The sequence below is a fragment of the Conchiformibius steedae genome, from assembly GCF_014054725.1.
Classification (GTDB): domain Bacteria; phylum Pseudomonadota; class Gammaproteobacteria; order Burkholderiales; family Neisseriaceae; genus Conchiformibius; species Conchiformibius steedae.
Genome location: NZ_CP059563.1, coordinates 1,370,165 through 1,397,134 on the forward strand (window position 1 = coordinate 1,370,165; position 26,970 = coordinate 1,397,134).

Consider the following 26,970-nt stretch of genomic DNA (forward strand, 5'->3'; position numbering starts at 1 on the left):
ACCCGCGTCCAATTGGGCGCGGGTTTTTTTATGGGATTAAGGGTTTATTTGTCCAACTGCGGCAGCAGTGCGTTGTCGCCTGTGCCGATTAAGCCTGTTTGCGAATACACGCCCAATTTGGCGCGGGTGTCGCTGATGTCCAGATTACGCATGGTTAATTGTCCGATGCGGTCCAGCGGGGTAAAGGCGGCGTTTTCCACTTTTTCCATGCTCAAACGTTCGGGCGCATAGGTCAGGTTGGGCGATTCGGTATTCAACAATGAATAGTCGTTGCCACGGCGCAGCTCTAATGTAACTTCGCCTGTAATGGCTTTGGCAACCCAACGTTGGGCGGTTTCGCGCAGCATCAGTGCTTGTGGGTCAAACCAGCGTCCTTGATACAGCAAACGTCCGAGGCACAAGCCGTTGATGCGGTATTGCTCGATGGTGTCTTCGTTGTGAATGCCTGTTACCAAACGTTCGTAAGCAATGTGCAGCAATGCCATACCGGGGGCTTCGTAAATGCCGCGCGATTTGGCTTCAATAATGCGGTTTTCAATTTGGTCGCTCATGCCCAAGCCGTGCCGTCCGCCGATGCGGTTGGCTTCCAACATCAGTTCCACGGGGTTGTCGAAGCTGTTGTCGTTTAGGGCAACGGGTACGCCTTCTTCAAAACGCACGCTAACGGTTTCGGCTTTGATGGCGACGTTTTCGTCCCAAAACGCGACACCCATAATGGGCTTGACAATTTTGACACTGCTGTTGAGAAATTCCAAATCTTTGGCTTCGTGGGTGGCACCAAGCAGGTTGGAATCGGTGGAATAGGCTTTTTCTACTGACATTTTGTAGTCAAAGCCGCTGGCAATCAGAAATTCGGACATTTCCTGACGTCCGCCCAATTCGTCAATAAATTGTTGGTCCAGCCACGGTTTGTAGATTTTTAAGGCGGGATTGGTCATTAAGCCGTAGCGGTAGAAACGCTCGATGTCGTTGCCTTTGTAGGTGCTGCCGTCGCCCCAAATATGCACGTCGTCCTGCTGCATGGCGGCAACCAGCATGGTGCCTGTTACGGCACGACCCAGCGGGGTGGTGTTGAAATAAGGCACGCCGCCGGTGGCAACGTGAAACGCGCCGCATTGAATGGCGGCGATGCCTTCATGCACCAGTTGGCGGCGGCAGTCAATCAAACGGGCTTCTACTGCGCCGTATTGTTTGGCTTTGGCGGGAATGGCGTTGTAGTCGTCTTCATCGGGCTGACCGAGATTGGCGGTGTAGGCGTAGGGCTGTGCGCCTTTGAGCTTCATCCACAGCAGCGCGGCAGATGTGTCCAAACCGCCCGAAAAGGCGATGCCGACTTTTTTGCCGACAGGCAGGTTTTGCAAAATGGTGTGGGTCATGGCGTTCTCCTGTGCGAAAAAGCGCGATTATACCGCCGCATGCGGGTAAACACACGGCATCGGCGGCAAACTGAGCGTTATTTTTTCCAATATCCGGGGGTAAACAGCACAAATACGGTAAAAATTTCCAAACGTCCCAGTAGCATCACTGCCATACACAGCCATTTTTGCATATCGGATAGGGCAGCGTAGTTTTGCGCGGGTCCGACCGAACCCAAACCTGGTCCTGCGTTGGTGATGCACGCCACGGTTGCCGTGAGCGCGGTAATCAAGTCCAAACCCGACATCATCAGCGCAAAAGTAAACACCACCACGGTGGCAAAATACACAAAAATAAACGCCATCACCGCCATCGCCACCCGTTCGCTGACACGGCTGCCGTTTACTTTCACGGTACGCACGGCGTTGGGGTGCAGCAGCAGCGTGGTTTCGCGCAGGGAAAATTTTGCCAACACCAAACCGCGTGCCAATTTGATGCCGCCGCCCATCGAGCCTGTTCCCGCCAAAATATTGGACAGAAAAAACATCCACAAAGAAACAATTAAAGGCCATTGGGCAAAATCGGCGTTGGCGAACCCGCTTGCCATGCCGATGGAAACATAGTTAAACGCCACAAAACGGAAGGCCTCGTCCAAACGGTAAAAGCCTTTAAACGCCAGATACAGGCTGGCGCAGACGATGCTGCTGCACAGCAAAAACAACATGGTACGCACTTCTTCATCGCGCCAGTAGCTGCGTAGGGAACGTTGGCTGATGGCGGCAAAGTGGTTGGCAAAATTGATGCCGCCTGCCAGCGTTGCCAGCATAATCACGCCTTCCACAGCAGTAGAATCAAAATGGGCGATGCTGCTGTCGTGGGTGGAAAATCCGCCCAAAGAAAACACCGCCATGGCGTGGCACACGGCATCAAACCAGCTCATGCCTGCAGCGCGTAATGCCAAACAGGTCAATACGGTAAAACCCAAATACACCAGCCACAGCCGTTTGGCGGTTTGGGAAATGCGCGGGGCGGTTTTATTGTCTTTTTGAATACCGGGGATTTCGGCTTTAAACAACTGCGTTCCCCCCACGCCCAACATCGGCAGCACCGCAACCGCCAGCACAATCAAACCCATTCCGCCCAACCAATTAAGCATGTGCCGCCAAAAATTTAGGGCAGGGGCGAGTTTGTCCAAGTTGCCAAATACGGTTGCGCCTGTGGTGGTCAGCCCGCTCATGGCTTCAAAAAAGGCATCGGTAAATTTGAGCGTGGGATAAAAATACAGGTAAAACGGCATGGCGGCAGCGGCGGCAAACATCAGCCACAGCAGCACCACCAGCGTGAAACCGTCACGCGGTTTAAGTTCGCGCTGGTGTCGGTAAGTTAAAAAACGCATCACCAGCGACCATACCGTCAGCACCAGCGCAGTCAGCGCAAATGCGGGCAGTGTGCCGTCGCCGTACAATTGCGACACCACAGCGGGCAACAGCGTAAGCAGGGCAAACAGCAGGTTGAATTTGGATAAAACGTGAAAAATCGGCAGCAGTTTGTGCATGGGTGGGGTAGGGGTGTTGTGTTTGGCGTTTATTGTGCCATATTGCGGCAGCGCAGGAAATGCAGGGAAATCAGGAAAACGGTGTCAAACAGGAAAAGAAAACGGTCTTTTGCGCGGGGGCAAAAGACCGTGCGTGTTTTAGAATCAGTTGCTTATTTTAAACACAAAAACAACAGTCCCGCCAATACCGCGCCCACAATCGGCGCAGTCAGCGGAATAATGCCGTATTGCCAATCGGGTTTGACGCCGCCGAGTTTTTTACCCAACAGCGTCAATACCATACGCGGACCGCCGTCACGGGCGGGGTTGATGGCATAGCCCGTGGTGCTGCCCAAGCTCAAACCAATCACCCACACCAAAATGGCTACGGGCAACGCCCCCAGCGAACCCAAACCGATGGGTGTGGCTTGGCTTTGTTGCGGCAGGGTAATTTCGCCGTTGCCGACCAGATAGTAAATCACAAACAGCAGCACAAACGCGCCCACCACTTCATTCATAAAATTGCGTGGCAGATTGCGGATGGCAGGCTCGGTGCAGAAACAGGCACGTTTTGCGCCTTCATCGTCGGTGATGGCGAAGTGGTCGGCGTAAAACAGCCACACCAAACCCGCACCCAACATCGCACCGATAAACTGCGCCACAATGTACATCGGCACTTTCGCCCACTCAAACAGCCCTGCGGTTGCCAAGCCGATGCTGACGGCGGGATTCAGATGCGCCCCCGAAGCAGGACCAGCCACCACCACCGCCGCATACACGGCAAACGCCCAAGCGGTGGTAATCACCATCCAGCCGCCGCCCGTGCCGATTTTGGTGTTTTTCAACACACAGCCTGCTACTACACCGTTGCCGAGTAAAATCATCAGGGCGGTGCCAATTACTTCTGCGGTAAACGGATTCATTTTGTGTTCCTTTTTTGAATTTGACGGGGAAAACGGTCGGGGCGCGGCGCGTGATGATTGCCGCTGCCCCGTAGGGAAGATTTACTCTTCAATCCAGTTTTGTGCCGCTTTAACGGCTTTATGCCAGTAATGCAGCACATGGGCGGCGCGTTCCGCACTCATTTCGGGTTGGAACACGCGGTCTTTTTGCCATTGCTGGGCGATTTCTGCGGTGTCTTTCCAGAAGCCGACCGCCAAACCCGCCAAATACGCTGCGCCCAAAGCGGTGGTTTCCAAGATTTTCGGGCGCACGGTATCAAATTGGAACACGTCTGCCTGAATCTGCATCAGCAGGTCGCTGGCGCTGGCGCCGCCGTCCACACGGAATTCTTTGGTGGATGCGCCTACGTCTTTTTCCATCGCTTTCACAATATCAAACACTTGCAGGGCGATGCCTTCCAAAGTGGCGCGAGCGATGTGTCCGTCTGTGGTGCCGCGGGTGATGCCCATAATCGTACCGCGTGCGTATTGGTCCCAATAAGGTGCGCCCATGCCCGCCAAACACGGCACAAAATACACGCCGCCGTTGTCTTCCACCGTTTCCGCCAAGCTGTTGATGGCATCAGAAGTACGCACCAAGCGCAAGCCGTCACGCACCCACTGCACCGCCGCACCGCCGACAAATACGCCGCCTTCCAGCGCGTACGTGGTTTCGCCGCCGATTTGCCATGCCACGGTAGAAAGCAGGTTGTTTTGCGATTCCACCACTTCGCTGCCTGTGTTCATCAGCAGGAAACAGCCTGTGCCGTAAGTGTTTTTCACCATGCCTTTTTCGGTACACATCTGCCCGAACAAAGCGGCTTGCTGGTCGCCCGCAATGCCTGCAATCGGTACTTTGCCGCCACTGATAAAGCGCGAATCCACATAGCCGTAAACCTCGCTGCTGGATTTGACTTCGGGCAACAGCGAACGCGGAATATTAAACAGTTGCAGCAGTTCATCGTCCCACGCCATGTCGCGGATATTAAACAACATGGTACGGCTGGCGTTGCTGGGGTCGGTAACGTGTACTTTTCCGCCCGTCAGCTTCCACAGCAGCCAAGTATCTACCGTACCGAATGCCAGTTCTCCGCGCTCGGCTTTTTCGCGCGCGCCTGCTACATTGTCCAGCAACCAGCGGATTTTGCTGGCAGAAAAATAAGCGTCAATCACCAAGCCTGTTTTGTGGCGAATCAGCTCGCCATAAGGCTCTTTCAGCGTGTCGCAAAAACGCGCGGTGCGGCGGTCCTGCCACACAATGGCGTTGGCAATCGGTTCGCCCGTGTGTCTGTCCCACACCATGGTGGTTTCGCGCTGGTTGGTAATGCCTACGGCAGCGATTTCATCGGCGGGAATATCGGTTTTGGCGATGACTTCGCTCAACACGGAAACCTGCGAACTCCAAATTTCGTGCGGGTCGTGTTCCACCCAGCCCGGTTCGGGGAAGTATTGGGGGAAGTCTTTTTGGGCGACATTGATAACCGAACCTGCGTGGTCAAAAACAATGGCGCGTGATGAGGTGGTGCCTTGGTCAAGTGAAATAATGTATTTGGGCATAACGTGGCTCCCAATGGGTTGGCTGAAGAAATATAGTTAAAATGCTTGATTTCCCATACCGCGTTGGCGCTGCCTTGCCGTATTCTTCATACTGTCTGCGGCAGCGCCGCCTTGTCTGGAAAATCAATCCTTTTAACTAACTACACAATCTTTTAAATTTAAAGTAAATACTGTTGGGCTAATGCGCGGAACTGCTCGGTTTCGCTGTGAACTTTGGCTTCGTCCCAGCCCAAACGTTCGCCGATAAAGCGGGCAACGGCGGGGGCGCATTCGGCGGCGGCAGCCGCGTCTAAAAACAGCAGACGGATGCGGCGTGCCAAAACGTCTTCCAAGCTGTGCGCGGCTTCGTGTTCTAATGCCCATTGCACTTGTGCATAGGTGTAGGGGTGGGCGGGGTGCAGGGTTTGCGCCAGTTGTGCATCGCTTTGTTCTAAAGCGGTAATCTGTTCGGCTTCGCCACCGTAAACCGACAGACGCGATTGCCCGAACGATTCTTTTGCGCCCGCTGCGCCGTGCAGGGGCAGGTTTTCGGTGCGACAAGCAGCGGCAGGCAGCAGACCGTGGGCGATGGCTTTATCGATACCGTCTTGCGCCATTTGACGGTAAGTCGTCCATTTTCCGCCAAAAATATTCACCAATCCCGATGCGCTGATTTCTACCTGATGGCTGCGTGATACTTCCTTACTGCTTTGTCCGCTGTCGGCAGGTTTCACCAAGGGGCGCAAGCCCGCAAACACGCTTTTCACATCTGCTGCGGTGGGGGCGCGGCTTAAATATTCGCCCAAGGTGTCCAAAATAAACTGCACTTCTTCCGCCAAGGGTTTGGGTTCGTAATCGGCAGCGGGAACGGGGGTATCCGTCGTGCCTGCCAACAGCTTGCCATGCCACGGAATGGCGAACAACACGCGCCCATCGCTGGTTTCAGGCACCATCAGCGCGTCTGTGCCAGCCAAAAAGTCGCCGTCCAATACCAAATGAATGCCCTGACTGAGCAAAATGCGCGGCGCAGCAGCGGCATCGTCCCACGCCAGCACATCGGCGGTAAACGCGCCCGCTGCATTCACCACACATTTGGCGGATACAGTATATTCGCCGCCGCCGAGTGTGTCGCGGCAACGCACGCCGCAGATTTTGCCTGCATCGTTTTTGTCTAAAGCGGTAACCGCGCAATGGTTTAATACTGTGCCACCGTGGTCGGCAATGCTGCGTGCCAAGGATAATGCCAAACGGGCATCGTCAAATTGTCCGTCAAAATAGCACACGCCCGAAGCGCGTTTTTCGGCGCGTACCGCAGGCAGGCGTGAAGCGGTTTCGCCATAGCCCAAATAACGGGTGCGCCCGATGCCCAATTTGCCCGCCAAACGGTCGTACAGCCACAAGCCCGCCATATAGTAGGCACTTTTGCAGGTGTTGGGGCTGGGGATAATAAACGGTTGGGCGTGAAACAGGTGCGGGGCGTTACGCGCCAAGCGTCCGCGTTCGCGCAGGGCTTCCATTACCAAAGGCAGATTGCCTTGTGCCAAATAACGCACACCGCCGTGTAGTAGCTTGGTGGAACGGCTGGACGTGCCTTTGGCAAAATCGTGGGCTTCCAGCAGCAGGGTGGTAAAACCACGGGTAACGGCATCCAACGCCACGCCCAAACCCGTTGCGCCGCCGCCGATCACCACCACATCCCATGTTTGTTGCGCGTTTAAACGCGCCAGCATCTCATTTCTATTCATCAAATTTCCTTAATTTAACCTTAAGACGGTGGCGGCATTCTGCACCATTCGCAGGGGCGCGGGCAAGGGCATTGTGCGGGAAGATTGGTTTGTATGCGGATTTTTTGATAAGTCTCAAACACTAATTCTGCCAATTAATGGGCGTTAAACCGTGTTGTTGCAGATAGGCATTTGCCTGCGAAAAATGACGGCAGCCGAAAAAGCCTCGGTAGGCAGACAGGGGCGAAGGGTGAGGCGCTTTTAACACCAAATGGCGTTGCGTATCCACAAATGCGGCTTTGCGTTGTGCGTGTCCGCCCCACAGCATAAAAACCAAATGCTCGCGGTGTGCGTCCAATTGGGCAATGACGCGGTCGGTAAAGGTTTCCCAACCGTAATCGGCGTGGGAATTGGCTTGGTGGGCGCGGACGGTCAACACGGTGTTGAGCAGCAGTACGCCCTGTTGCGCCCACGAAGTCAGGCAACCGTGCGCGGGCGCGGTAAAGCCTGCAATATCTTCAGAAAGTTCTTTGTAAATATTTAATAAAGACGGCGGCACCACCACGCCTTTTTGTACCGAAAACGCCAAACCGTGCGCCTGATTGACATTGTGATAAGGGTCTTGCCCCAAAATCACCACTTTAACATCGGCAAATTCGGTGTGGCGGAAAGCGTTAAACACATCGGCGGCAGGCGGATAAACGGTTTGTCCGCTTTCGCGTTCGGCGCGTACGCGCTGCAAAATCTGTTGGAAATAAGGTTGCGCTTTTTCCGCGCCGATGGCTTGCTGCCAAGTTTGCATCATCATGGTAAAAAGGGACGGAACGCCGCCGAAATCGGGTGAAATAGGGAAGGGGGATTATAACGCGGACACTGTGCTTTGGGGCAAGGCGTGTGTGCCTATTGGGTAAAAGTGCTTGAAAAAATGGCTGTGTGTGTGATTATAATGGGACGTTTGAGTTTGAAAAGGCTTGGTTTTGAAACTGCCCGTCCGTATTGCCAAACGTTACGCCCAGCAAAAATGGCTGCAACGTTACCTGCCTTCGGCAACCCTGCCCGCGCATCAGGTGGATTGTCCCGAATGCGGTTTGCGCGTGTCGCTGCCCAAATTGCGGCAGGGGCAGCAGGCGGATTGTCCGCGTTGCGGCGGACATTTGGTGCGGGTAGAGTACAACCCTTATTTACTGCCATTGGCATTGGCATTGGCGGGATTGATTGTGATGGCGCTGGTGTACAGCCAGATGTTTGCCACCGTGCGTTTGGGCAGTGCGTTTGCCTATTTAACGCTGCCGCAGATGGTGGCATCGCTGGTGGGGCAGGACGACGGCTTTCTCGGTACGGTGTTGGTGGTGTTTACCTTTGGCGTACCCGCCTTGTTTTTGCTGATGTGCCTGTATGTGTATTGGTCACTGTTGAGCCAAGCGCCGTTTCCCTATTTGTTGTATGTGGCGCGTGCGCTGACGCGTTTGCGCCATTGGCTGATGGCAGATGTGTTTTTTATTTCGGTGTTGGTGGCAGACATCAAAATGAGCGCGGTGGCACAGGTAAAATTTGGCGCGGCGTTTTGGCTGATGCCTGTGTTGGCGTTGATTTTATTGAGATTGGTGCAAGCTGTTCCCGCGCATTGGCTGTATTTTCAAATCCGCCGCAGCGAAAACCACGATTTGTTTCAAACGGCTGCACACAGCCAAACGGTGTGTTGTACGCGCTGCCTGTATTTTCGTCCGCAAGACGAAGCGGAATGCGGGGTGTGCGGTTCGGATGTGTTTGACCGCCGTCCACACAGCCTGAAGCTGTCGTTTTATTTTTTGCTGGCGGCAACGATTTTGTATATTCCCGCTAATCTGCTGCCGATTATGATTTCGGAAAACCCGCTTGCCAAAGACGTGAGTACCATTTTGGGCGGCATTCTGTATATGTGGGGCGAGGGCGACAAGCTGATTGCGGTAATTATTTTTAGTGCCAGCATTGCCGTACCCAGCTTAAAAATTATTTCTATGGCACTGCTACTGTACAGCGCGAAAGTGAAGCCGCTGCTGTCGGTGGAACGGCTGTCGCTGCAATACCGTTTAACCGAAGCGGTGGGGCGGTGGTCGATGATTGATATTTTTGTGATTATTATCCTGATGAGTGCGTTTCACACGCCTGTGGCGCGGGTAACGCCCGGTCCTGCGGCGATGTATTTTTGCTTGGTGGTGCTGCTCACCATGTGGTCGGCGTATTTTTTTGACGTGCGCCTGATTTGGGATTGGAAAACACGGCAGCATACAAATGACTAGAAAAGAGAAACATAATGGATAAGCAGATAACGGAACAAAGCAGTCCGAACGCGAAAGACAGCTTATATGATGTATTTATTGTAACAATGGAACAGTTGGGGGGTATAATCAGCGGTTGTGTGTTTATGTTGCTAATTATTAACGTGAACATTGTTAATATGAGCATTAGGGAAATAGGGGATTATTTGTTTAAATTTGGTATCTGGGCTTGGGTGCTGGGTATGCCTGCGTCATCCCTGACGGCGCGTTCAGTACGCAAACGCGGCTTGCGGCGTAATTGGCAAGGCTGCCTGAAAACCGCCGCTTGGGGCGCATGGTGGAACGCGTGGACATTGGGTATATTATTTAGCATGCTATTTTTTGCTTTTGTGATACTTTTTGAGGCAGGCAATGTGCCGCCTTGGTATATTGTGATTATATACAGTATGCTGCTGACTGCGTTTTGCGGTGGCGTATCGACTGCGCTGCTGTCCATCTTTCTGCCCAAACCCGAAACAGACAAATAAATTTATTTTCAAAAAATATAAACCAATAATAGTTTTAAAATAAGCTGATATGATGAATCAAACCAATCAAGACCCTCCCCCCAGCCCCGCCAAAGTGCGCCAAACCGCCACTTTGGTTTCTACCGTGTGGCTGATTCCCCTGTTTGCTGCGATTGTGGCGGCGTGGCTGCTGGCGCAAAACATCCGCAGCAAAGGTCCTGAAATCACGCTGCTGATGGATAATGCAGAAGGCATTGAAGTCAATAATACTTCGGTGCGGATTTTAAATGTGGACGTGGGGCGTGTTACCCGCATCCGTTTGCAACCCGACCAAAAAGGCGTGGAAATCACGGCGCGTTTAAACAAAGACGTGGAAGAGCTGATGCGTGAAGACACGCAGTTTTGGATTGTGAAACCGCGTATTGACCAAAACGGTATTACGGGTTTGGGTACGCTGGTGTCGGGGGCGTATATTGCCTTTTCGCCGGGGAAAAGCCGTAAGGAAGCGCGGGAATTTGCCGTGGCGGAACTGCCGCCCGTTACCGCCATCGGACAAAGCGGTATCCGTGTGTATTTGTCGGGGAAAAACAGCCGCATGATTGGCGCGGGCAGTCCCGTTTTGTTTGAAAATCATGTGGTGGGAACGGTGGAAAACGCCCATTTCCGCCCCGAAGACCAAACCGTTCATTATACGGTGTTTATCCGCAGTCCCAATGAAAGCCTGTTGACTGCGTCCAGCCAATTTTGGTTGGACAGCGGCATCAGCATCCGCACAGACGGCACGGGCATCAATGTGCAAAGCCCGCCTTTGGGCGCGTTGCTGTCGGGCGCGATTGCCTTCCACACCCCGCACAACGGCGAAACCACTTCCCAGCCCGCCAAAAGTGGCGACGAGTTTAAAATTTACGAAAACCGTCAGGCATTGGAACGCGAACCAGGGGAGCGCACCCTGTATTACACCGCGTTTTTCAGCGACTCGGTGCGCGGTTTGGAAGCGGGTGCGCCTGTGGAATACAAGGGCTTGAAAATCGGTACGGTTGCCGATGTGCCTTATTTTGAAGATGGCGACAACCTGAAACTGTTGGAAAACGGGCGTATTCCCGTGCGTTTGCGCCTTGAACCGTATTTGTTGGAAAGCAACGGCAGCCGCGATACCCGCCAAAGCCGTGAGTATTGGCAGCAGCAGTTGCAAACGGCGTTAAACCGTGGCTTAAGCGCGTCCATTGTGTCCAATAATTTGGTTTTGGGCAGTAAAATGATTGAGTTGGGCGATGCGGCGGCAGGCGATGAGCTGTTGCGCCCCGCTGCCGAATACCACGGACACACGGTGATTCCCACCCGCAACGGCAGCGGTTTGGACGCTTTGCAGGCGCAGTTGGGTAAATTATTGGATAAATTAAACAAACTGCCGATTGAACAAACCCTTGGCGGGATTAACGGCAATTTGGCAGAATTGCAAACCACCTTAAAATCGGCGCAAAAAATGCTGGCTTCAGCCGAACGCGCTGTGCAGTCTGCTGATAAAACCATTCGTTCTGCCGACAAAACCATTGGTTCGGCAGGTAAATTGGTCAGCAGCCGCGAAATTCAGCAAATGCCCGCCGAGTTAAACCGCACCTTGCAAGAATTGCGCCAAACCTTAAAAGGCGTGTCGCCCGAATCGCCCGTTTACCGCGATGTACAGCAAACGCTGCAAGGCATTGATCGAACGTTAAAAGATGTCAAACCTGTGATTGATACCTTGAAAGCCAAGCCCAATTCCTTGATTTTTGACAGCCACACCACCGACCCCACCCCGAAAGGAAAACCCTGATGCGCCGTTTTGCCTTTACGCTGGCGGCAGCGGCGGCATTATTGAGTGCCTGCGCCGCTGCCCCGCAAACAGAATATTACCAATTGCCCGACAGCGCTTTTCACGCGCCGCGCCAAACGCTTACTGTATTAAATGTGGTGTTGGCAGAACCTTTAAACAGCAGCGGTTTGCTGTATCAGACTGACCCGCACCGCGTCAATATCGCCCAAAAAAACCTGTGGGCAGAACCTTTGCAACAGGCTTTGTCGTCTGCTTTGGCAAACAAACTCAACCGCATGGGTGGTGCGTTTCAGCCGCAGCATTTGGCAGCAGGCAAAACCGCCACGCTGACCGTGTATCTTGACCGCTTTCAAGGCACGTTTCACGGGCATACCGAAATCAGCGGTTACGCACAGCTCAGCAATGGCAGCATTCAGTCTTTTCAGGTGCAAACCCCGCAGCAGGGCGACGGCTATGGCGCGATGTTGGACAGCTTGAATCAGGGCTTGGACGAAGTGGCACGGCAGATTGCGCCTTGACTTTTGCGCCCGTGCCTTGTATTATCCGCCGCTTCTTTATGAAGCCATCGTCTTCAGCCAACCCCATTACCGTTTGGTATTCTGTTTTGCGCCCTATGCGGCGCGTTTCCGATTGCAGGTTGTCGCCGATGTAACCACTGGTTCAGCCAGCGACAACGCTTGTCCGTAATTTTTTTACCCGACACCCATGCTTCAAGGCTGCCTGAACACCGTTCAGGCGGAAAGTTGTTGTTTCTTTTAGGAAGAAAATGTCAATTAAATTCAGCGACCTTCATCTCGACAAAAACCTGCTGTCCGCGCTCACCGCTGCGGGCTACGACAGTCCCACCCCCGTACAGGCGCAAGCCGTACCCGCCGCTTTGCGTGGTGCCGACATCATGGCATCGGCGCAAACCGGTTCAGGCAAAACCGCCGCTTTTCTGCTGCCCACCCTGCAACGCCTGATGCAGCGCAGCGAAAAATCAGGCAAAGGACCCCGTGCCCTGATTCTCACCCCCACCCGCGAACTGGCGGCGCAAGTGGAAAAAAACGCCCAAATTTACGCACAAAACCTGAAATGGCTGCGCAGCGTAACCTTGGTAGGCGGTTCATCTTTCGGCTATCAAATCAAATCATTAAGTCGTCCCATTGACATGATTGTCGCCACACCGGGGCGTTTGATGGACCACATGCGCGCAGGACGCATTGATTTTGACCGCTTGGAAGTGCTGATTTTGGACGAAGCCGACCGCATGTTGGACATGGGCTTTATTGATGACATTGAAACCATTGTCGCCGCCACCCCCGAAAGCCGTCAAACCTTATTGTTTTCTGCTACTTGGGACGGCGCAGTTGGCAAACTGGCGCGTAAGCTGACCAAAAATCCCGAAGTGATTGACATCGAGCGCGTGGACGCGCAGGGCAAAATTGAAGAACAATTGCTGTATTGCGATGACAAAAACCACAAAAACCGCCTGTTAGACCATATTTTGCGCGATGCCAACATCAATCAGTGCGTGATTTTTACCGCTACCAAAGCCATGACCGAAGTGATTGCCGATGAGCTGTACGACAAAGGCTTTGCTGCCAATTGTTTACACGGCGATATGCCGCAGGGCTGGCGTAACCGCACCTTGATGGATTTGCGTAAAGGGCGTTGCAAAATTTTGGTGGCAACCGATGTGGCGGCGCGTGGTATTGATGTACCCACCATTACCCATGTGATTAACTACGACTTGCCCAAACAGGCAGAAGACTATGTGCACCGTATCGGGCGCACGGGTCGTGCAGGGCGCACGGGTTTGGCGATTTCCTTTGCCGAAGTCAATGAATACATGGCAGTGCATAAAATTGAACGCTATATTGAGCGCAAATTGCCCGAAATGACTGTAGAAGGCATGGAACCCACGCGCAAACGCAGCAAAACCGCCCACAGCAAAGGGTGTGGCAAAGGCGGTTGGGGCGCGAAAAGCGGCGGGGGCGACCGTTGGAGTAAAGACAAAAAACCGCATGGCGCACGCCGTGAAGGTGGTTGGCGCAAAGACGGCGCGAAAAAAGACGGTTTTCGTGGCAAAAGCAGCGAAAAACGCAGTGGACGTTAAGCTATGTTGAAAAAATATCTTCTGCCCGTGATGCTGGTGTGTGCTTTAGCGGCTTGCGATGCCAAAGATGCTTGCTTGGATGCAGGCGGCAGCTATAACGAAGCCTCTAAAGTCTGCGAAAAATAAAATCAGGCTGTTCCGTGTGGAACAGCCTTTTGCCTTATTCGGCTTCGTCAATCCAAGCCTGCTGCACAGCTTCCAAAATCTTTTCGCCGCAGCGGGCAGGGTCGTCGTCAAATTCGGGCAATGCCAGAATCAAATCGCGCAATTGGGTAAAACGCACGGTTTTCGGGTCAATGCTGTCGCCGTGGCTGTCGTACAGGGCTTCAGCGATTTGGCGGGAATCGGTCCATTTCATATAGGGCTTTCTTTAGGTAAACAAGGGGCAATCATTCTAACAAACAATCGGGGTGTTGGGCTATGGCTGAGCGGTGTTATGCTTGCGCCTTAAATCAGGAAATCTTTTGATGTTTTAGGAAATAATATGAATTTACTGGATATTTCGGGGAAAATACCATTGCACAGCGTGCATGATATGGTGCGCCACTACGCCCGTATTGGCGAGATTTTAGATGTTTTGCGCCCGTATGACTGCGGGGTGGAAAAAGTCCGTATCGGTGGCAAGCACGATGGCGGTTATGTGATGCTGCCGCCTGTGGCGGGCGATGTGGCGTACAGTTTGGGCGTGTCCGACTACAGCCCGTGGGATTGGGACATGGCAGAACGGGGCATTCCCGTTTACCAATACGATGGCACGATAGACGCACCGCCTGATGTTCACCCCAATTTGTTTTTTCGCCGCCACAATATTATTGCGCCCTCGCAAGCGCATACCGATAGCGATGCCAAAACGTTGGCACAAATTATCCAAGATGACGGACACACCCAGCACGATAATTTGATTTTGCAGATTGATGTAGAAGGTGCGGAATGGGCAGTATTTGCTGAAGCCGATGCCGAACAACTCAATCAGTTTAAACAGATTATTGTGGAATGGCACGGACTGTCGCCACTGATTGAAGGTTTGGATACGCGCTTGGCAGTGCTGCGGAAAATGGCACAAACCCATGTACCCGTGCATGTGCACATCAATAATTACGGTTTGGCAAACAGCGCGGCGCAGGGTTTGGTGGGCTATGGCGATGCCTATGAAGTGAGCTATGTGCGCCGCCGCGATTTTGATTTTCGCCCCTGTACAGACCTCTTCCCCACGCCTTTAGATGCGCCGTGTCGGGCAGATTGGCCCGAAGTGGCGTTGGGCGCATGGCAAAATGAATCATCTTGAGTTTGGTGCGGAAAATAATGCGCTGGACAAGTGTCGCAGATAGGGTTATCCTGCTGCGCTTGCCGCTGTGTGGGCGGTAAAAATTTATTTTTTAACACAATTATTTGAGTATGCTATGAGCGAATACCTGTTTACTTCCGAATCCGTTTCCGAAGGTCATCCCGATAAAGTGGCTGACCAGATTTCCGATGCCGTACTGGACGCGATTTTGGCGCAAGACCCAACTGCCCGCGTTGCCGCCGAAACCTTGGTTGCCACCGATTTATGCGTGTTGGCAGGCGAAATTACCACCACCGCACAAGTGGACTATGAAAAAATCGCCCGTGAAACCATCGCACGCATCGGCTACAACGACCCCGCATTGGGTTTTGCTGCCGATACCTGCAAAATCGTTCTGAACTATGGCGAGCAGTCGCCCGACATCGCCCAAGGTGTCAACGAAGGCGAAGGCATTGATTTGAATCAGGGTGCTGGCGACCAAGGTTTGATGTTCGGCTATGCCTGTGATGAAACCCCCGCGCTGATGCCTTTTGCCATTTATTACAGCCACCGCCTGATGCAGCGTCAGAGCGAAGTGCGTAAAAGCGGTTTGCTGCCGTGGCTGCGCCCCGATGCCAAAGCGCAATTGACCTGCGTGTACGACAGCGAAACCGGCAAAGTGAAACGCATTGATACGGTGGTATTATCTACCCAGCACGATGAAAGCATCAGCCATGCCGATTTGGTGGAAGCGGTTAAACAACACATTATTTTCCCCGTTCTGCCTGCGGATATGTTGAGCGAAAATACCACTTATCACATTAATCCGACCGGAAATTTTGTCATTGGCGGACCGCAGGGCGACTGCGGTTTGACAGGGCGCAAAATTATTGTGGATACCTATGGCGGTGCTGCCCCGCACGGCGGCGGCGCATTTTCGGGTAAAGACCCCACTAAAGTGGACCGTTCCGCTGCTTATGCCTGCCGTTATGTTGCCAAAAATATTGTCGCAGCAGGTTTGGCGAGCCAATGTCAAATTCAAGTGTCTTACGCCATCGGCGTGGCAGAACCCACGTCCATCGCCATCGACACATTTGGCACAGGCAAGCTGAATGAAGCAGAACTGATTGCCTTGGTGCGCGAACACTTTGATTTGCGCCCGAAAGGTATTATCCAAATGCTGGATTTGCAACGCCCGATTTACAGCAAATCCGCCGCTTACGGACATTTCGGGCGCGAAGAACCCGAATTTACTTGGGAAAAAACCGATAAAGCAGCCGTGTTGAAAGCCGCTGCCCAATTGTAAAACCAACCATCTGCGGCTTGCCCTAGAAGCATCGGGCAAGCCGTTTTTTACATGGAAAACCGTATGCACTCTGATTATTCCGCCCAACTTGCCGAAAAAACCGCCCGTTTGCAAAACCTGCTGGCGCCTTTTGACGCACCCGCGCCCGAAGTGTTTGCCTCACCGCCGCAGCATTACCGCATGCGCGCCGAATTCCGCATTTGGCACGATGGCGACGAGATTTGTTATGCCATGTTTGAACGCGGACAAAAAGCCGCAACTGCTTCGCTGATTCGTTTGCAGCAATTTCCCGCAGCGGCAGAAAGCATTAACGCGCTGATGCCGCGCCTGTTGGCGGCGGTGCGTGGCGATGCCGTGTTGCGCGAACGCCTGTATCAGTGCGAATTTTTGGCAACTTTAAGCGGCGATATGCTGATTACCTTGATTTACCATAAAAAATTGGGCGATGATTGGACGGCAGCGGCGCAACGTTTGCAAGATGATCTGGGGATTGCCCTGATTGGGCGCAGCCGTGGACAAAAAATCGTGTTAAAGCGCGATTTTGTGACTGAAAGCCTGAAAGTAAACGGCGAAACACTGCATTATCGTCAGATTGAAGGCGGTTTCAGTCAGCCCAATGCGCTGGTGTGCGAAAAAATGTTGGCTTGGGCAAGCGATTGCGCCCAAAATTTGGGTGGCGATTTGTTGGAACTGTATTGTGGCAACGGCAATTTTACCGTGCCGCTGTCGCGCCGTTTCCGCCGTGTGCTGGCAACCGAATTGTCGAAAACATCTGTTAAAGCAGCGCAATGGAATTTGGCGACCAACAGCGCAGATAATGTGCAGTTGGCGCGTTTGTCGGCAGAAGAGTTGGCGCAGGCGTTTGCGGGGGAACGGGTGTTCCGCCGTTTGGCAGAGCAAAATATTGATTTGTCTGATTTTGATTTTTCTACCGTGTTTGTGGACCCGCCCCGTGCCGGTGTGGACAGTGATACCTTAAAGCTGTTGGCAGATTTTGATAATATTCTGTATATTTCCTGCAATCCGCATTCGCTGGCAGACAATTTAAAGCAGCTATGCGCCACGCATCAGGTGGTACGCAGTGCTTTGTTTGACCAGTTTCCGTTTACCGAACACATTGAATGTGGTGTGTATTTGCAGCGTAAAACGGCTGAATCTATTTAACTTTCTTGATAACAGGGGAATATAATGTCTCAACCGAATAACCGCCGCAATGCCCTGTTGGGCGCGGCATTTTTGATGGCAACTTCCGCCATCGGTCCAGGGTTTCTCACACAAACCGCCACGTTTACCGAAAAATTGTTGGCAAGTTTCGGTTTTGTGATTTTGTTGTCCATTGTGTTGGACATTGGTGCACAGCTGAATATTTGGCGCATTATCGCGGTGTCGGGCAAACGCGCCCAAGATATTGCCAATGAGGTGTTTCCGGGCGCGGGGTATTTTTTGGCGGCGTTGATTGTGATGGGCGGTTTGGCGTTTAATATCGGCAATGTGGGCGGCGCGGGCTTGGGTGTAAACGTATTAAGCGGCGGCGCATTGTCGGCGGAAATGGGCGCAGTAATTTCGGGTGCGATAGCGGTTGCAGTGTTTTTGTTCCGCGAAGCAGGGCGCATTATGGACCGTTTCGCGCAAATTATGGGTTTTGTGATGATTGCGCTGACGCTGTATGTGGCGTTCCGCGCCAATCCGCCTGTGGCAGCAGCGGCGGTTGGTACGTTTGCCCCCGATAAATTGGACGCGGTGGCGATTGTAACCTTGGTGGGCGGAACGGTAGGCGGCTACATCACTTTTGCGGGCGCACACCGTTTGTTGGATGCAGGCGTAAAAGGACAACAAGCCTTGCCCGAAGTCAATAAAAGCTCGGTTTCGGCGATTTTGATTGCTTCCGTGATGCGGGTGATGCTGTTTTTGGCGGTACTGGGCGTGGTATCGCAAGGCGTGGCACTTGACCCGAAAAACCCCGCTGCCACTCCGTTTCAATATGTGGCGGGCAATGTGGGTTTGCTGATTTTCGGCGTGGTGATTTGGGCGGCATCGATTACCTCGGTAATTGGCGCGGCTTACACGTCCGTATCGTTTATTTCAGGCTTTCACCCGTGGATTGAAAAACACAAAAACCATGTGATTATCGCCTTTATCGTTTTGTCCACGCTGGTGTTGGCAACGGTGGGTAAACCCGCCAAAGTGCTGGTGTTTGTCGGTACGCTAAATGGTTTGATTCTGCCTGTGTCTTTGGGCTTGGTGCTGCTGGCGGCACACAAACGCAAAATTGTCGGCGACTACAAACACCCTGTTTGGATGACTGTATCGGGTATGGTGGTAGTGGTGGCAATGGCGGTATTAAGCGCACAAACCTTGTGGAAATACTTTATCGGCAGTTAAAACAATCCAAAACAGGCTGTTGGATAACAGCCTGTTTTGGATTACATCACTTCTAAAGTTTCAATGCCTAATAAATCTAAACCCGTTTGCAGCGTTTCGCCCGTTAGTTTTGCCAATGCCAAACGGCTGTTGCGTACCGCGCCTTCGGCTTTTAAAATCGGGCAGGCTTCGTAAAAACGGCTGAACAAAGTCGCCAAATGGTATAAATAGCTTGCCAAATGGTGCGGGCTGGCACTGCTTGCCGCGCCGTCCAATACATCTTCAAAACGCAGCAATTCCACAGCAAGTTGTTGTTCTAACTTATCATTGAGCAACAGCGTTTCGGGTTGCGCCCATTCGCCTGCTTTTTTAAACACACTTTGCACGCGGGTATAAGCATATTGCAAATAGGGCGCAGTATTGCCTTCAAACGACAACATCTGTTCCCAATCAAATACATAATCGCTGGTACGGTTTTTGCTTAAATCGGCGTATTTAACAGCGCCGATGCCCACCGTACGCCCAATCAGGGCAGCGGCTTGGTCGTCTAAATCGGCATTTTTGCTGCGAACCAAATCAGTAGCGCGTTGTACCGCTTCATCAAGCAAATCAATCAGTTTTACCGTGTCGCCCGAACGGGTTTTAAACGGTTTGCCGTCTTTGCCCATCATCGTACCAAAGCCAACAAATTCGGCAGAAACGTGTTCAGGCAGCCAGCCCGCTTGGCGGGAAACGGCAAAAAGCTGTTGAAAATGCAGGGCTTGGCGGTGGTCCACCACATACATCAGGCGGTCGGCTTTTAATTGGTTTACGCGGTAACGCATACACGCCAAATCGGTGCTGGCATACAAAAAGCCACCGCCTTGTTTTTGAATAATAAATGCTGCTGCTTCGCCGTCTTTATTTTTAAATTCGGGCAAGAACACCACTTTTGCGCCGTCGTCGTCCACTGCCAAGCCCATCGCGCTTAATTCATTGACCACGTTTTGCAAATCGTTGTTGTAAAACGATTCGCCGCAGACATCGCTGCGTTCCAGTAGCAAATTAAGCATTTGATACACATTTTCAGCATGTTGCAGCGACAAATCCACAAACTGCTGCCACCATTGCAAAACTTCGGTATTGCCGCTTTGCAACTTCACCACATAATCGCGGGCGCGGTCAGCAAAAGCCGCATCTTCATCAAAACGCACTTTGGCATTGCGGTAAAACTGTTCCAAATCAGATAATTGAAAATCGCGGTTGCTTTGCTGCTGTTCCAATAAGTAGGCAATCAGCATACCGAATTGCGTGCCCCAGTCGCCCACATGGTTTTGGCGAATCACTTTGTGTCCGAGAAAACCAAGAATGCGGGCGATGCTGTCGCCGATAATGCTGGAACGCAGATGCCCGACGTGCATTTCTTTGGCGAGATTGGGCGAAGAGTAGTCAATCACCACGGTTTGCGGATTGGCAGCAGCTTGAATATTCAGGTTTTTATGGTTTAGAGCGTGAACTAGGTTTTTCGCCAAAAATTCGGGGTGCAGGCGCAGATTGATAAAGCCCGGTCCTGCTACTTCGGCGGTGGCAATCACGCTGCTACCTGCCAGCGCATCGGCAACTTTTTGTGCCAACTCGCGCGGATTTTGCTTGGCGGCTTTGGCTGCGCCCATCACGCCGTTGATTTGATAATCGCCAAAATCGGGATTTTTTGCGGCTTGCAGGACGACAGGGCTACCGCCGATGCCTGCTGCGGCAAAAGCGGCTTCGGCTTCTTGGATAAGGGTGTGTTGCAGTTTCATAAACAATTGATTGAATTTAAATATAGATAAAACTTGATAAAAGCTAAAGATTTAAGGCAGTTGCCCGCAGATTTGCCATTGCCCCAATTCTAGTTGCAAATCAAACAGATTGATTCTGCCGATGCCCACGCGCACCAAGCGCAGGCAGGGATAACCCGCTTTGGCGGTCATGCGGCGCACTTGACGGTTTTTGCCTTCGGCGATGCGGATTTCCAACCAAAAATCGGGAACGCTTTTGCGAAAGCGCACGGGCGGTTGTCGCGCCCACAGTTGGGCGGTTTCGCTGTCTGCCAACAGGCGGATTTGCGCGGGACGGGCGGTAAAGTCGCCCAAATTCATGGGCTGTTGCAGCAGGGCAAGTTGTTCGGCGAGGGGCGTGCCTTCCAATTGCGCCCAATAGGTTTTTAGGGTTTTGTGGCGCGGGTCGGCGATGCGGGCTTGCTGTTTGCCATCATCGGTCAGTAACAGCAAACCTTCACTGTCGGTGTCCAAACGTCCTGCGGGATACACATCGGGCAAATCAATAAAGTCTTTTAAACTCTGATGTTTGTCGTGCACGGAAAACTGACACACCACGCCATAGGGTTTGTTAAACGCAATTAGGGGCATGGCATTATTCGGTTTCGCGGGTGTCCACGCCTAAACGCGCCATCAGGGTGTCAAAGGCATCGGCAGAATCAAAATGCAAAACGATTTTGCCTTTTTTGCGGTCGCGGGTTTGAATATTGGCGGTTACGCCCAGTTGTTCGGTTAAATTGTCTGCCAAACGGCTGATGTCGGGGTCCAGACGGCGCGGCGGCGGTGCGGCGGGTTTGTCGGTATTTTGGCAACGGCGTTCCATTTCGCGCACCGACCAGCCGTGGCGCACGGCTTTGTTTGCCAAATCCAGTTGTTCTTCTACGGAAAGGTTAATCAGGGCGCGGGCGTGCCCCATTTCCAATTGACGGTCAAACAGCATTTCCTGCACGGGTTCGGGCAGTTTGAGCAGGCGCAGACTGTTGGAAACGGCACTGCGGCTGCGTCCCACCACTTCGGCAACGGTTTCGTGGGTGAGTTCAAACTCGTCAATCAAACGGCGGAAGCCTTGGGCTTCTTCAATGGGATTGAGGTTTTCCCTTTGAATGTTCTCAATCAAGCCCATTGCCATGGCGGTTTTGTCGTCTGTGTTTTTAATCACAACGGGGATTTCGTCCAAACCTGCCATTTGTGCGGCGCGCCAACGCCGTTCGCCTGCAATCAGTTCGTAATCGTGACGGCTTAACTGGCGCACCACCACGGGTTGAATCACGCCTTGGGCGCGGATGGATTCGGATAATTCGCGCAGGGCGTCGTCGTCCATTTGCACACGCGGCTGATAGCGCCCTGGGCGCACTTGGCTGATGGGGACGGTGTTTAAGCGGTCGCCGCTGTCGTCATCGATGCTGGTAAAGGAAATCAGGCTGTCCAAGCCGCGCCCGAGTCCTTTGGGTTTTGCTGCCATCGCTGCTCTTTCTGTTCGGGTTGTTGTTGCGCCCCAGCATAATAATATTGAATTGCTTTTGTGGCAACGGATATGCCTTATGTGGGGACGGTGTCGGGTTCGTTGTTTTGTGTGGCAGACGTTTGCCCTGCGTCTTCGGCGGCGCGGATTTCGCGGTGTAGGGCATCGTAATAGGGCGGCAACACTTCGGCAATCATGGTCAGTTGCTGCCACAGCACTTGGCTTTGCCAATCGTCTTGCTGTTCGTTTTCAGACAAGGCTTCACGCAAATCCGCCAAACCGTTTTGAATATGGCGTTGCGCTTCGCCAAACTGTTCCGCATCCCATGTGCCGATGTGGCTCATGGCATCTACCAATTGTTCTGCCACGGGGAAAAAACGCTGTAAAAAGGTTTCTTCGGCTTCGCACAGGCTGCCGTGCATTTTGTTGCGGTACGCGCCCAAGGCGGAAATATAGCTAATCAGCGAGTAATTGATTTTTAACAACAAAAACGCATCTTGCAAACGGCTGCCGTATTTTTTCGGTTCGCCCGACATATCCGACAAAGTGGTGGACAAGGCAGCGGCGCGGTCGTGGCTGAGCCGCCGCGCATGGCGGTAGGTAATATCATCGCGCAAACCGTATTGCTGCAATTCGTTCAAAATGGCTTTTAAATAGCCTGCATTGGCTTGTACCGCTTGCGCCCCTGTTTTTTCTAAAGACAAAAATTTCCAGTCGGGCCAAATCCAATATACTGCCGCGCCCGCAATCAACGCGCCTACTACCGTGTCGGCAATACGCGGCAGCAAAAACACCGTCACATCATAACCCATTACCGAAAAACCAATAATTGCCTGAATGGTAATAAAAAAAGTAGAAAAACTGTGTTTATTGGTACGAAAGTAAAAAAACAGCATGGTGGTGATAATTACCACTGCCAGCTTGATTTCCATGGTGGGATTGAGCAGCGGCAGGAGCGAACCCACAGCCACGCCCGCCACTGTGCCGATAATCCGCTGTACCAGCCGTTTTTTGGTGGCAGAATAGTTGGGCTGACACACAAAAATCCCCGTCAGCAAAATCCAAAAGCCCAAGTTTAAATGGTCTTCCACATTTTCGGGCAACAAATAGGCGTTAATGGTAGGGGCAAACTGCAATAAGGCACAGGCAGCCAATACCGTTACCGCCATACGTACAGCGTGGCGGAACACGGGCGACTGCGGGGTAATCTGTCCTTTAAGCATGCGCCACGCGCCCTTGATGCCGCCGCTTTCGGGTGAACTGAGACGGATGCGGTCGCCTTCGCCCAAAGTTTCGTTATCAGTGCGCCCCAAATGCGAAAACTGCAAACTAACGTGAATAATATTGTCCAACAAACGCTGGACGCGATAGGGCGCAATGTGGCGACTGTCGGCGTGTTCAGCATAGTGTTTGAGCGACTGTTCCGCGCCTTTGGTGGCGCGTTCCAGCTTGGCGGCGTAGCTGTAAGTGCTGTCATCACGCAGGGCAGCAGCAAACTCGCCACAAGCCTGTGCCTGCAAACGCAGCAGCCGTTGAATGCGGTAAATCAAATCGCTGTGGCGCATCTGTTCGGCAAATGCCTGATAATGCACATGGCTGGAACTGATGCGCTCGTGAATATCCTGCGCGACAAAATAATAACGCAGCATACGCGTGGTGCGCGGGTGGCGGTGTTGTCCGCGCATACGGTAAAACAGCGAATGACGGCACAGGTTAAACGCATTGATGACTTGGCTGTTGCCCATTGCCAGCTTGATTTGCTGCGGTTCAAGGTGTTCCGCTTCGTCTGGGTCAAAAAAATCTGCCTTGGCAGCCAAATAGCCCGATAAGGCTTCGTAAGCGGCGGCGGTGTTTTCCTGCACGGGACGGTGCGGAAACAAAATATGCGTCAGCACGGTTGCGCCGCTGTACAGCAACGCCCCACCCGTAATCAGCGCGGGATTCACATACCATCGTTCATCAATATGGGCTTGAGAAATCAATGCCGTATAAATCGCCACTGCCAAAGTACCAAAAGCAATGGTTCGGTAACGCAATCCAGCCACGCCGATTAGGGTAAAGAAAAACGCCAATGCCGTCAGCGTTGCCGCAAGCCACACGGGATTGTGCAAAGTTTGCTGCACCGATACCGAAGCCACGGCAAATGCCGACAGCGTAAACAAAATATTTTTGACTTTGCCGCCCAAGCCATTGTCCAAATCCACCAATCCACCCGAAATAATCCCCAAAATCAAGGGCGAAAACCAATGGGTAAAGCGCGGGTCAAGATAAATAAACGCCGACACCGTTCCCGTACTCAGCAGCACGGGCAGGGTAGCGATAACTTTGGAACTGACGGCGGGGGTACGCATGGCAAGGGCGTTTTGTAGCAAAAAACCTTTATTATATCGCAGTTTGGCATAAAAAAGCGAATGGATAAAAGCGATGATGGCTTGTCTGCTGGTGTGGTAGCAGTTTTTAATAAATAAATTTATTTTAAAATCAGTAATATGGTTTTATTTTTAATATTGGTAATAATTATCATTTGCTATTTTTTCAGGAAACGGGTATTATTCTCAATACCAGCTACACACGCACTGAATTGTCTGTCCGACAACCACCGTTTGTAGTGATTTTGGTAGTGGTTTGTGTTCCTTTTGTGCCCCTTGTTCCCCCAACAAGGGGTATTTTTTTGCTTTATAATGACTGTTTTTGATAAGGAACCATGCCATGAGCATCTTGGTGGATTTGGAAGGGCAGGAATACATTGCCCTGTGTGATTTATTAAAACTGGCTGGTGTGGTTAACAGCGGCGGACACGCCAAAACCGTGATTGCTGCGGGCGAAGTGTGGCGCAATGGCGCAGTAGAAACCCGCAAAACCGCCAAAATCCGCGCAGGCGAAACGGTGGAATATGCGGGCGAATGTATTGAAGTGGCATCAGGTGCTGATGGTGCGTCCTGATGCCTGTGCGGATTAGGCTTTAAATGTCAGCAGTAAATCGCGGAAAACATTGGGGTCTTTGATAAAGGTCATTTCGCCTTCAGCGGGGAAATGGTAATCCAGCAGCCGCGATACCCAAAAGCGCAAACAACCTGCACGGTGGGCGGTGGGCAGGTAATCGCGCTCGGCGGTGGTCAGCGGGCGCACCGATTCATAGCCTTGTAAAAAGGCTTGATAAAGTTCTGTATCAAGGGTGTTGTCGGCACAACGCGCCCAATCGTTTAGGGCAATCGCCAAATCATAGACCAAACTGCCGTTGCAGGCGTAATAAAAATCAATCAATCCGGCAACTTGGTCGCCATCTAATAACACATTGTCTTTAAATAAATCGGCGTGAATAATGCCTTGTGGTAAGTGATGGTCGGGGTGCTGGGCGAGAAAGGCGGTTTCTTCGGCAAGCAGGGCAGCATCTTCAGCATCTAACAGGGGCAGCAATTGGGTGGCGGCGGCGTTCCACCATGCGGCATGGCGGGGATTGGGCATTTGTTCGGGAAAATCTGCGCCCGCCAAGTGCATTTTTGCCAGCATCGCGCCTGTGTGAAAACATTGCGCGGCGGTGGGAAAAGAGGTGTCGCGCCCGTTTAAGCGGCTGACAATACAGGCAGGTTTACCCGCCACTTCGGTGTCCAATCTGCCATTTTTTTGTGCCACAGGCGCGGGACAGGCAACGCCTTTTTGACTTAAATGCTGTTTTAAATGTAAAAAAAACGGCAGTTCGGCTTGGGTAAGCACTTCAAAGAGGGTCAGCACATAGCTGCCTTGGTCGGTATGCAAAAAATAATTGCTGTTGGTAATGCCTTGGGCAATGCCTTGCAGCGACTGAAAACGCCCGATGGCATAGTGTTCGAGCAACTGCTGCATTTGGGCGTCGTCCACGCGGGTATAAACAGACATGGGCGGGTATCCGTGAGGGTCGGTAAAGGGGCAACTATACCAAAACGCCCGTTTTTTTGACAGCCGCCGTGTTTTTCAGACTTGAGTTTCTGCACGAAATTTGCTATAAACCCGCTGCGGCAGATTGCCTGTCGCACCGTTCAAATCATTGGGATTTGGCGGTTTTTTTATTTTTTAAAAAGGTTTAGCTATGTTGTATTTAGTAATGAGCATTATCGCCAGCGTGTCGGTGTCGGTGTTGCTGAAAAGCGCACGGCAGCGCGGTTGGCATGTAGAACAAATGGTGGCGTTTAACTACATTGTAACCACGCTGATGACGCTGCTGCTGTTGCGCCCCGATGCCGCCGCTTTAACAGGTGCGCTGCCGCATTTGTGGCTGTTTGTGCTGTTGGGTGTGCTGCTGCCGAGTGTGTTTGTGATTATGGGTAAAGCGGTGGCGCATGCGGGCATTGTCAAATCCGATGCGGCACAACGTTTGTCGTTGTTTTTGCCGATTGTGGCGGCGTTTGTGCTGTTTGGCGAAGTATTAAAAGCCAATACCTTGGCAGGTGTGGTGTTGGCATTTGCTGCTTTGCTGTGTTTATTGTATAAAAAACAAGAAGGTGCATCTGCTGTGCCTGCTGCCGATGTGTCGCCGCGCCAAACTGCGCTGCTGCTGTTTGGCGTGTGGGCAGGTTATGGCGTAATTGATATTTTATTCAAACAATTATCCAAATTAAAAACCGCTTTGCCTGCCAGTTTGCTGCTGGCGTTTGTATTGGCGGGAATGCTGATGTTTGCCTATTTGTTTTTCCGCAAAACGGCGTGGCATAAAGCCAGTATGCTGGCGGGTTTGCTGCTGGGGGTGCTGAATTTTGCCAATATCCTGTTTTATATCAAGGCACATCAGGTATTTAAAGACAATCCCACGCTGGTGTTTGCAGGCATGAATATGGGCGTGATTGTCTTGGGAACGCTGGCGGGGGCGCTGCTTTATCGCGAACGCATCAGTAAAATTAATGCGTTAGGCATTGTGTTGGCATTGCTGGCGATGGTGTGCTTGTACTTTTGGACGGCATTATTTGGCGGATAAAGCAATGACATAAAAAAGCAAGGGCGCGAAAAATCACTTTCGCGCCCTTTATTGCGGGTGTTTG

General features: G+C 52.2%; 25 protein-coding genes. 13 read left to right on the forward strand and 12 right to left on the reverse strand.

The genetic code is table 11. The annotated features are described in order from the left end of the window. Positions 1-44 precede the first annotated feature (44 nt). From argG to ung, 6 genes are all read right to left on the reverse strand, one after another. Positions 45-1,376 carry an argininosuccinate synthase gene (gene argG, locus H3L98_RS07260; protein ID WP_027021420.1) on the reverse strand — a complete coding sequence of 444 codons (1,332 nt, stop codon included), beginning with the start codon at positions 1,374-1,376 and terminating at the stop codon, positions 45-47. A gap of 77 nt (positions 1,377-1,453) precedes the next feature. Next, the gene (locus H3L98_RS07265; protein WP_027021421.1) at positions 1,454-2,911 is read right to left on the reverse strand and encodes a TrkH family potassium uptake protein; all 1,458 of its coding nucleotides are present in this window, start codon (positions 2,909-2,911) and stop codon (positions 1,454-1,456) included. Between the two features lie 152 nt (positions 2,912-3,063). Then, positions 3,064-3,813: an MIP/aquaporin family protein gene (locus H3L98_RS07270; protein WP_027021422.1), complete on the reverse strand. Its 750-nt coding sequence runs from the start codon at positions 3,811-3,813 to the stop codon at positions 3,064-3,066. 81 nt (positions 3,814-3,894) lie between these two features. Next, positions 3,895-5,388, reverse strand: coding sequence for a glycerol kinase GlpK (gene glpK, locus H3L98_RS07275; protein WP_027021423.1), 1,494 nt, complete (start codon positions 5,386-5,388; stop codon positions 3,895-3,897). Positions 5,389-5,546: 158 nt separating this feature from the next. Further along, a complete protein-coding gene (locus H3L98_RS07280; RefSeq protein ID WP_027021424.1) occupies positions 5,547-7,112 on the reverse strand; it encodes a glycerol-3-phosphate dehydrogenase/oxidase in 1,566 nt (521 codons plus the stop codon). 121 nt (positions 7,113-7,233) lie between these two features. Next, entirely contained in the window at positions 7,234-7,893 is a 660-nt protein-coding gene (gene ung, locus H3L98_RS07285; protein WP_027021425.1) for a uracil-DNA glycosylase, read from the reverse strand. 175 nt (positions 7,894-8,068) lie between these two features. Here ung and H3L98_RS07290 point away from each other — a divergent pair, with 175 nt between their 5' ends. From H3L98_RS07290 to H3L98_RS11010, 7 genes are all read left to right on the forward strand, one after another. Next, a complete protein-coding gene (locus H3L98_RS07290; RefSeq protein ID WP_246327798.1) occupies positions 8,069-9,370 on the forward strand; it encodes a paraquat-inducible protein A in 1,302 nt (433 codons plus the stop codon). A gap of 14 nt (positions 9,371-9,384) precedes the next feature. After that, a complete protein-coding gene (locus tag H3L98_RS07295) occupies positions 9,385-9,876 on the forward strand; it encodes a hypothetical protein (protein ID WP_156932210.1) in 492 nt (163 codons plus the stop codon). 52 nt (positions 9,877-9,928) lie between these two features. After that, positions 9,929-11,668: a PqiB family protein gene (locus tag H3L98_RS07300; protein WP_027021428.1), complete on the forward strand. Its 1,740-nt coding sequence runs from the start codon at positions 9,929-9,931 to the stop codon at positions 11,666-11,668. Further along, the gene (locus H3L98_RS07305) at positions 11,668-12,186 is read left to right on the forward strand and encodes a PqiC family protein (protein WP_027021429.1); all 519 of its coding nucleotides are present in this window, start codon (positions 11,668-11,670) and stop codon (positions 12,184-12,186) included. Before H3L98_RS07300 ends, H3L98_RS07305 begins: the two co-directional genes overlap by 1 nt. Further along, positions 12,176-12,355, forward strand: a complete 180-nt coding sequence (locus H3L98_RS07310; RefSeq protein ID WP_156932212.1) for a hypothetical protein — start codon at positions 12,176-12,178, stop codon at positions 12,353-12,355. Before H3L98_RS07305 ends, H3L98_RS07310 begins: the two co-directional genes overlap by 11 nt. Before the next feature lie 79 nt (positions 12,356-12,434). After that, positions 12,435-13,766, forward strand: coding sequence for a DEAD/DEAH box helicase (locus H3L98_RS07315; protein WP_027021430.1), 1,332 nt, complete (start codon positions 12,435-12,437; stop codon positions 13,764-13,766). 3 nt (positions 13,767-13,769) lie between these two features. Continuing rightward, complete coding sequence (locus H3L98_RS11010; protein ID WP_276512624.1) at positions 13,770-13,892, forward strand: hypothetical protein; 123 nt, start codon at positions 13,770-13,772, stop codon at positions 13,890-13,892. Between the two features lie 34 nt (positions 13,893-13,926). Here H3L98_RS11010 and iscX read toward each other — a convergent pair whose 3' ends face one another. Further along, complete coding sequence (iscX, locus tag H3L98_RS07320) at positions 13,927-14,124, reverse strand: Fe-S cluster assembly protein IscX (protein ID WP_027021431.1); 198 nt, start codon at positions 14,122-14,124, stop codon at positions 13,927-13,929. 126 nt (positions 14,125-14,250) lie between these two features. On the opposite strand from iscX, the gene H3L98_RS07325 reads away from it, so the two are divergent. From H3L98_RS07325 to H3L98_RS07340, 4 genes are all read left to right on the forward strand, one after another. Beyond that, positions 14,251-15,051 carry an FkbM family methyltransferase gene (locus tag H3L98_RS07325; protein ID WP_027021432.1) on the forward strand — a complete coding sequence of 267 codons (801 nt, stop codon included), beginning with the start codon at positions 14,251-14,253 and terminating at the stop codon, positions 15,049-15,051. Between the two features lie 115 nt (positions 15,052-15,166). Continuing rightward, on the forward strand, positions 15,167-16,336 hold the full coding sequence (gene metK / locus H3L98_RS07330; RefSeq protein WP_027021433.1) for a methionine adenosyltransferase: 1,170 nt from the start codon (positions 15,167-15,169) through the stop codon (positions 16,334-16,336). A 51-nt stretch (positions 16,337-16,387) separates the two neighbouring features. Then, on the forward strand, positions 16,388-17,500 hold the full coding sequence (gene trmA, locus H3L98_RS07335) for a tRNA (uridine(54)-C5)-methyltransferase TrmA (RefSeq protein WP_246327799.1): 1,113 nt from the start codon (positions 16,388-16,390) through the stop codon (positions 17,498-17,500). Positions 17,501-17,524: 24 nt separating this feature from the next. Then, the gene (locus tag H3L98_RS07340) at positions 17,525-18,718 is read left to right on the forward strand and encodes an NRAMP family divalent metal transporter (RefSeq protein ID WP_027021435.1); all 1,194 of its coding nucleotides are present in this window, start codon (positions 17,525-17,527) and stop codon (positions 18,716-18,718) included. 41 nt (positions 18,719-18,759) lie between these two features. Here the strand turns inward: H3L98_RS07340 and argS are convergent, their stop codons facing one another. The 4 genes from argS to yccS all read right to left on the reverse strand — a co-directional run bounded on the left by argS (position 18,760) and on the right by yccS (position 24,309). Continuing rightward, positions 18,760-20,478 (reverse strand): arginine--tRNA ligase, encoded by a 1,719-nt coding sequence (argS, locus tag H3L98_RS07345; RefSeq protein WP_027021436.1) that lies wholly within the window; start codon positions 20,476-20,478, stop codon positions 18,760-18,762. Between the two features lie 51 nt (positions 20,479-20,529). Next, entirely contained in the window at positions 20,530-21,087 is a 558-nt protein-coding gene (locus tag H3L98_RS07350) for a pseudouridine synthase (protein ID WP_027021437.1), read from the reverse strand. 4 nt (positions 21,088-21,091) lie between these two features. Continuing rightward, complete coding sequence (locus H3L98_RS07355) at positions 21,092-21,958, reverse strand: ParB/RepB/Spo0J family partition protein (protein ID WP_027021438.1); 867 nt, start codon at positions 21,956-21,958, stop codon at positions 21,092-21,094. A gap of 77 nt (positions 21,959-22,035) precedes the next feature. Further along, positions 22,036-24,309 (reverse strand): YccS family putative transporter, encoded by a 2,274-nt coding sequence (gene yccS / locus H3L98_RS07360; RefSeq protein ID WP_027021439.1) that lies wholly within the window; start codon positions 24,307-24,309, stop codon positions 22,036-22,038. A gap of 358 nt (positions 24,310-24,667) precedes the next feature. Between yccS and H3L98_RS07365 the strand changes: the two genes are divergently transcribed. Continuing rightward, complete coding sequence (locus tag H3L98_RS07365; RefSeq protein WP_027021440.1) at positions 24,668-24,901, forward strand: RNA-binding S4 domain-containing protein; 234 nt, start codon at positions 24,668-24,670, stop codon at positions 24,899-24,901. Between the two features lie 12 nt (positions 24,902-24,913). Here H3L98_RS07365 and thrB read toward each other — a convergent pair whose 3' ends face one another. Beyond that, the gene (gene thrB / locus H3L98_RS07370; RefSeq protein WP_027021441.1) at positions 24,914-25,834 is read right to left on the reverse strand and encodes a homoserine kinase; all 921 of its coding nucleotides are present in this window, start codon (positions 25,832-25,834) and stop codon (positions 24,914-24,916) included. 190 nt (positions 25,835-26,024) lie between these two features. On the opposite strand from thrB, the gene H3L98_RS07375 reads away from it, so the two are divergent. Further along, on the forward strand, positions 26,025-26,906 hold the full coding sequence (locus H3L98_RS07375) for a hypothetical protein (RefSeq protein ID WP_027021442.1): 882 nt from the start codon (positions 26,025-26,027) through the stop codon (positions 26,904-26,906). The last annotated feature ends 64 nt before the right edge of the window (positions 26,907-26,970 follow it).

What these genes read in the sequence shown, in the direction of transcription:
- argG (WP_027021420.1), bottom strand. Translation starts at nt 1,376, where the DNA reads ATGACCCACACCATTTTGCAAAACCTGCCTGTCGGCAAAAAAGTCGGC.
- H3L98_RS07265 (WP_027021421.1), bottom strand. Translation starts at nt 2,911, where the DNA reads ATGCACAAACTGCTGCCGATTTTTCACGTTTTATCCAAATTCAACCTG.
- H3L98_RS07270 (WP_027021422.1), bottom strand. Translation starts at nt 3,813, where the DNA reads ATGAATCCGTTTACCGCAGAAGTAATTGGCACCGCCCTGATGATTTTA.
- glpK (WP_027021423.1), bottom strand. Translation starts at nt 5,388, where the DNA reads ATGCCCAAATACATTATTTCACTTGACCAAGGCACCACCTCATCACGC.
- H3L98_RS07280 (WP_027021424.1), bottom strand. Translation starts at nt 7,112, where the DNA reads ATGAATAGAAATGAGATGCTGGCGCGTTTAAACGCGCAACAAACATGG.
- ung (WP_027021425.1), bottom strand. Translation starts at nt 7,893, where the DNA reads ATGCAAACTTGGCAGCAAGCCATCGGCGCGGAAAAAGCGCAACCTTAT.
- H3L98_RS07295 (WP_156932210.1), top strand. Translation starts at nt 9,385, where the DNA reads ATGGATAAGCAGATAACGGAACAAAGCAGTCCGAACGCGAAAGACAGC.
- H3L98_RS07300 (WP_027021428.1), top strand. Translation starts at nt 9,929, where the DNA reads ATGAATCAAACCAATCAAGACCCTCCCCCCAGCCCCGCCAAAGTGCGC.
- H3L98_RS07305 (WP_027021429.1), top strand. Translation starts at nt 11,668, where the DNA reads ATGCGCCGTTTTGCCTTTACGCTGGCGGCAGCGGCGGCATTATTGAGT.
- H3L98_RS07315 (WP_027021430.1), top strand. Translation starts at nt 12,435, where the DNA reads ATGTCAATTAAATTCAGCGACCTTCATCTCGACAAAAACCTGCTGTCC.
- H3L98_RS11010 (WP_276512624.1), top strand. Translation starts at nt 13,770, where the DNA reads ATGTTGAAAAAATATCTTCTGCCCGTGATGCTGGTGTGTGCTTTAGCG.
- iscX (WP_027021431.1), bottom strand. Translation starts at nt 14,124, where the DNA reads ATGAAATGGACCGATTCCCGCCAAATCGCTGAAGCCCTGTACGACAGC.
- H3L98_RS07325 (WP_027021432.1), top strand. Translation starts at nt 14,251, where the DNA reads ATGAATTTACTGGATATTTCGGGGAAAATACCATTGCACAGCGTGCAT.
- metK (WP_027021433.1), top strand. Translation starts at nt 15,167, where the DNA reads ATGAGCGAATACCTGTTTACTTCCGAATCCGTTTCCGAAGGTCATCCC.
- trmA (WP_246327799.1), top strand. Translation starts at nt 16,388, where the DNA reads ATGGAAAACCGTATGCACTCTGATTATTCCGCCCAACTTGCCGAAAAA.
- H3L98_RS07340 (WP_027021435.1), top strand. Translation starts at nt 17,525, where the DNA reads ATGTCTCAACCGAATAACCGCCGCAATGCCCTGTTGGGCGCGGCATTT.
- argS (WP_027021436.1), bottom strand. Translation starts at nt 20,478, where the DNA reads ATGAAACTGCAACACACCCTTATCCAAGAAGCCGAAGCCGCTTTTGCC.
- H3L98_RS07350 (WP_027021437.1), bottom strand. Translation starts at nt 21,087, where the DNA reads ATGCCCCTAATTGCGTTTAACAAACCCTATGGCGTGGTGTGTCAGTTT.
- H3L98_RS07355 (WP_027021438.1), bottom strand. Translation starts at nt 21,958, where the DNA reads ATGGCAGCAAAACCCAAAGGACTCGGGCGCGGCTTGGACAGCCTGATT.
- yccS (WP_027021439.1), bottom strand. Translation starts at nt 24,309, where the DNA reads ATGCGTACCCCCGCCGTCAGTTCCAAAGTTATCGCTACCCTGCCCGTG.
- H3L98_RS07365 (WP_027021440.1), top strand. Translation starts at nt 24,668, where the DNA reads ATGAGCATCTTGGTGGATTTGGAAGGGCAGGAATACATTGCCCTGTGT.
- thrB (WP_027021441.1), bottom strand. Translation starts at nt 25,834, where the DNA reads ATGTCTGTTTATACCCGCGTGGACGACGCCCAAATGCAGCAGTTGCTC.
- H3L98_RS07375 (WP_027021442.1), top strand. Translation starts at nt 26,025, where the DNA reads ATGTTGTATTTAGTAATGAGCATTATCGCCAGCGTGTCGGTGTCGGTG.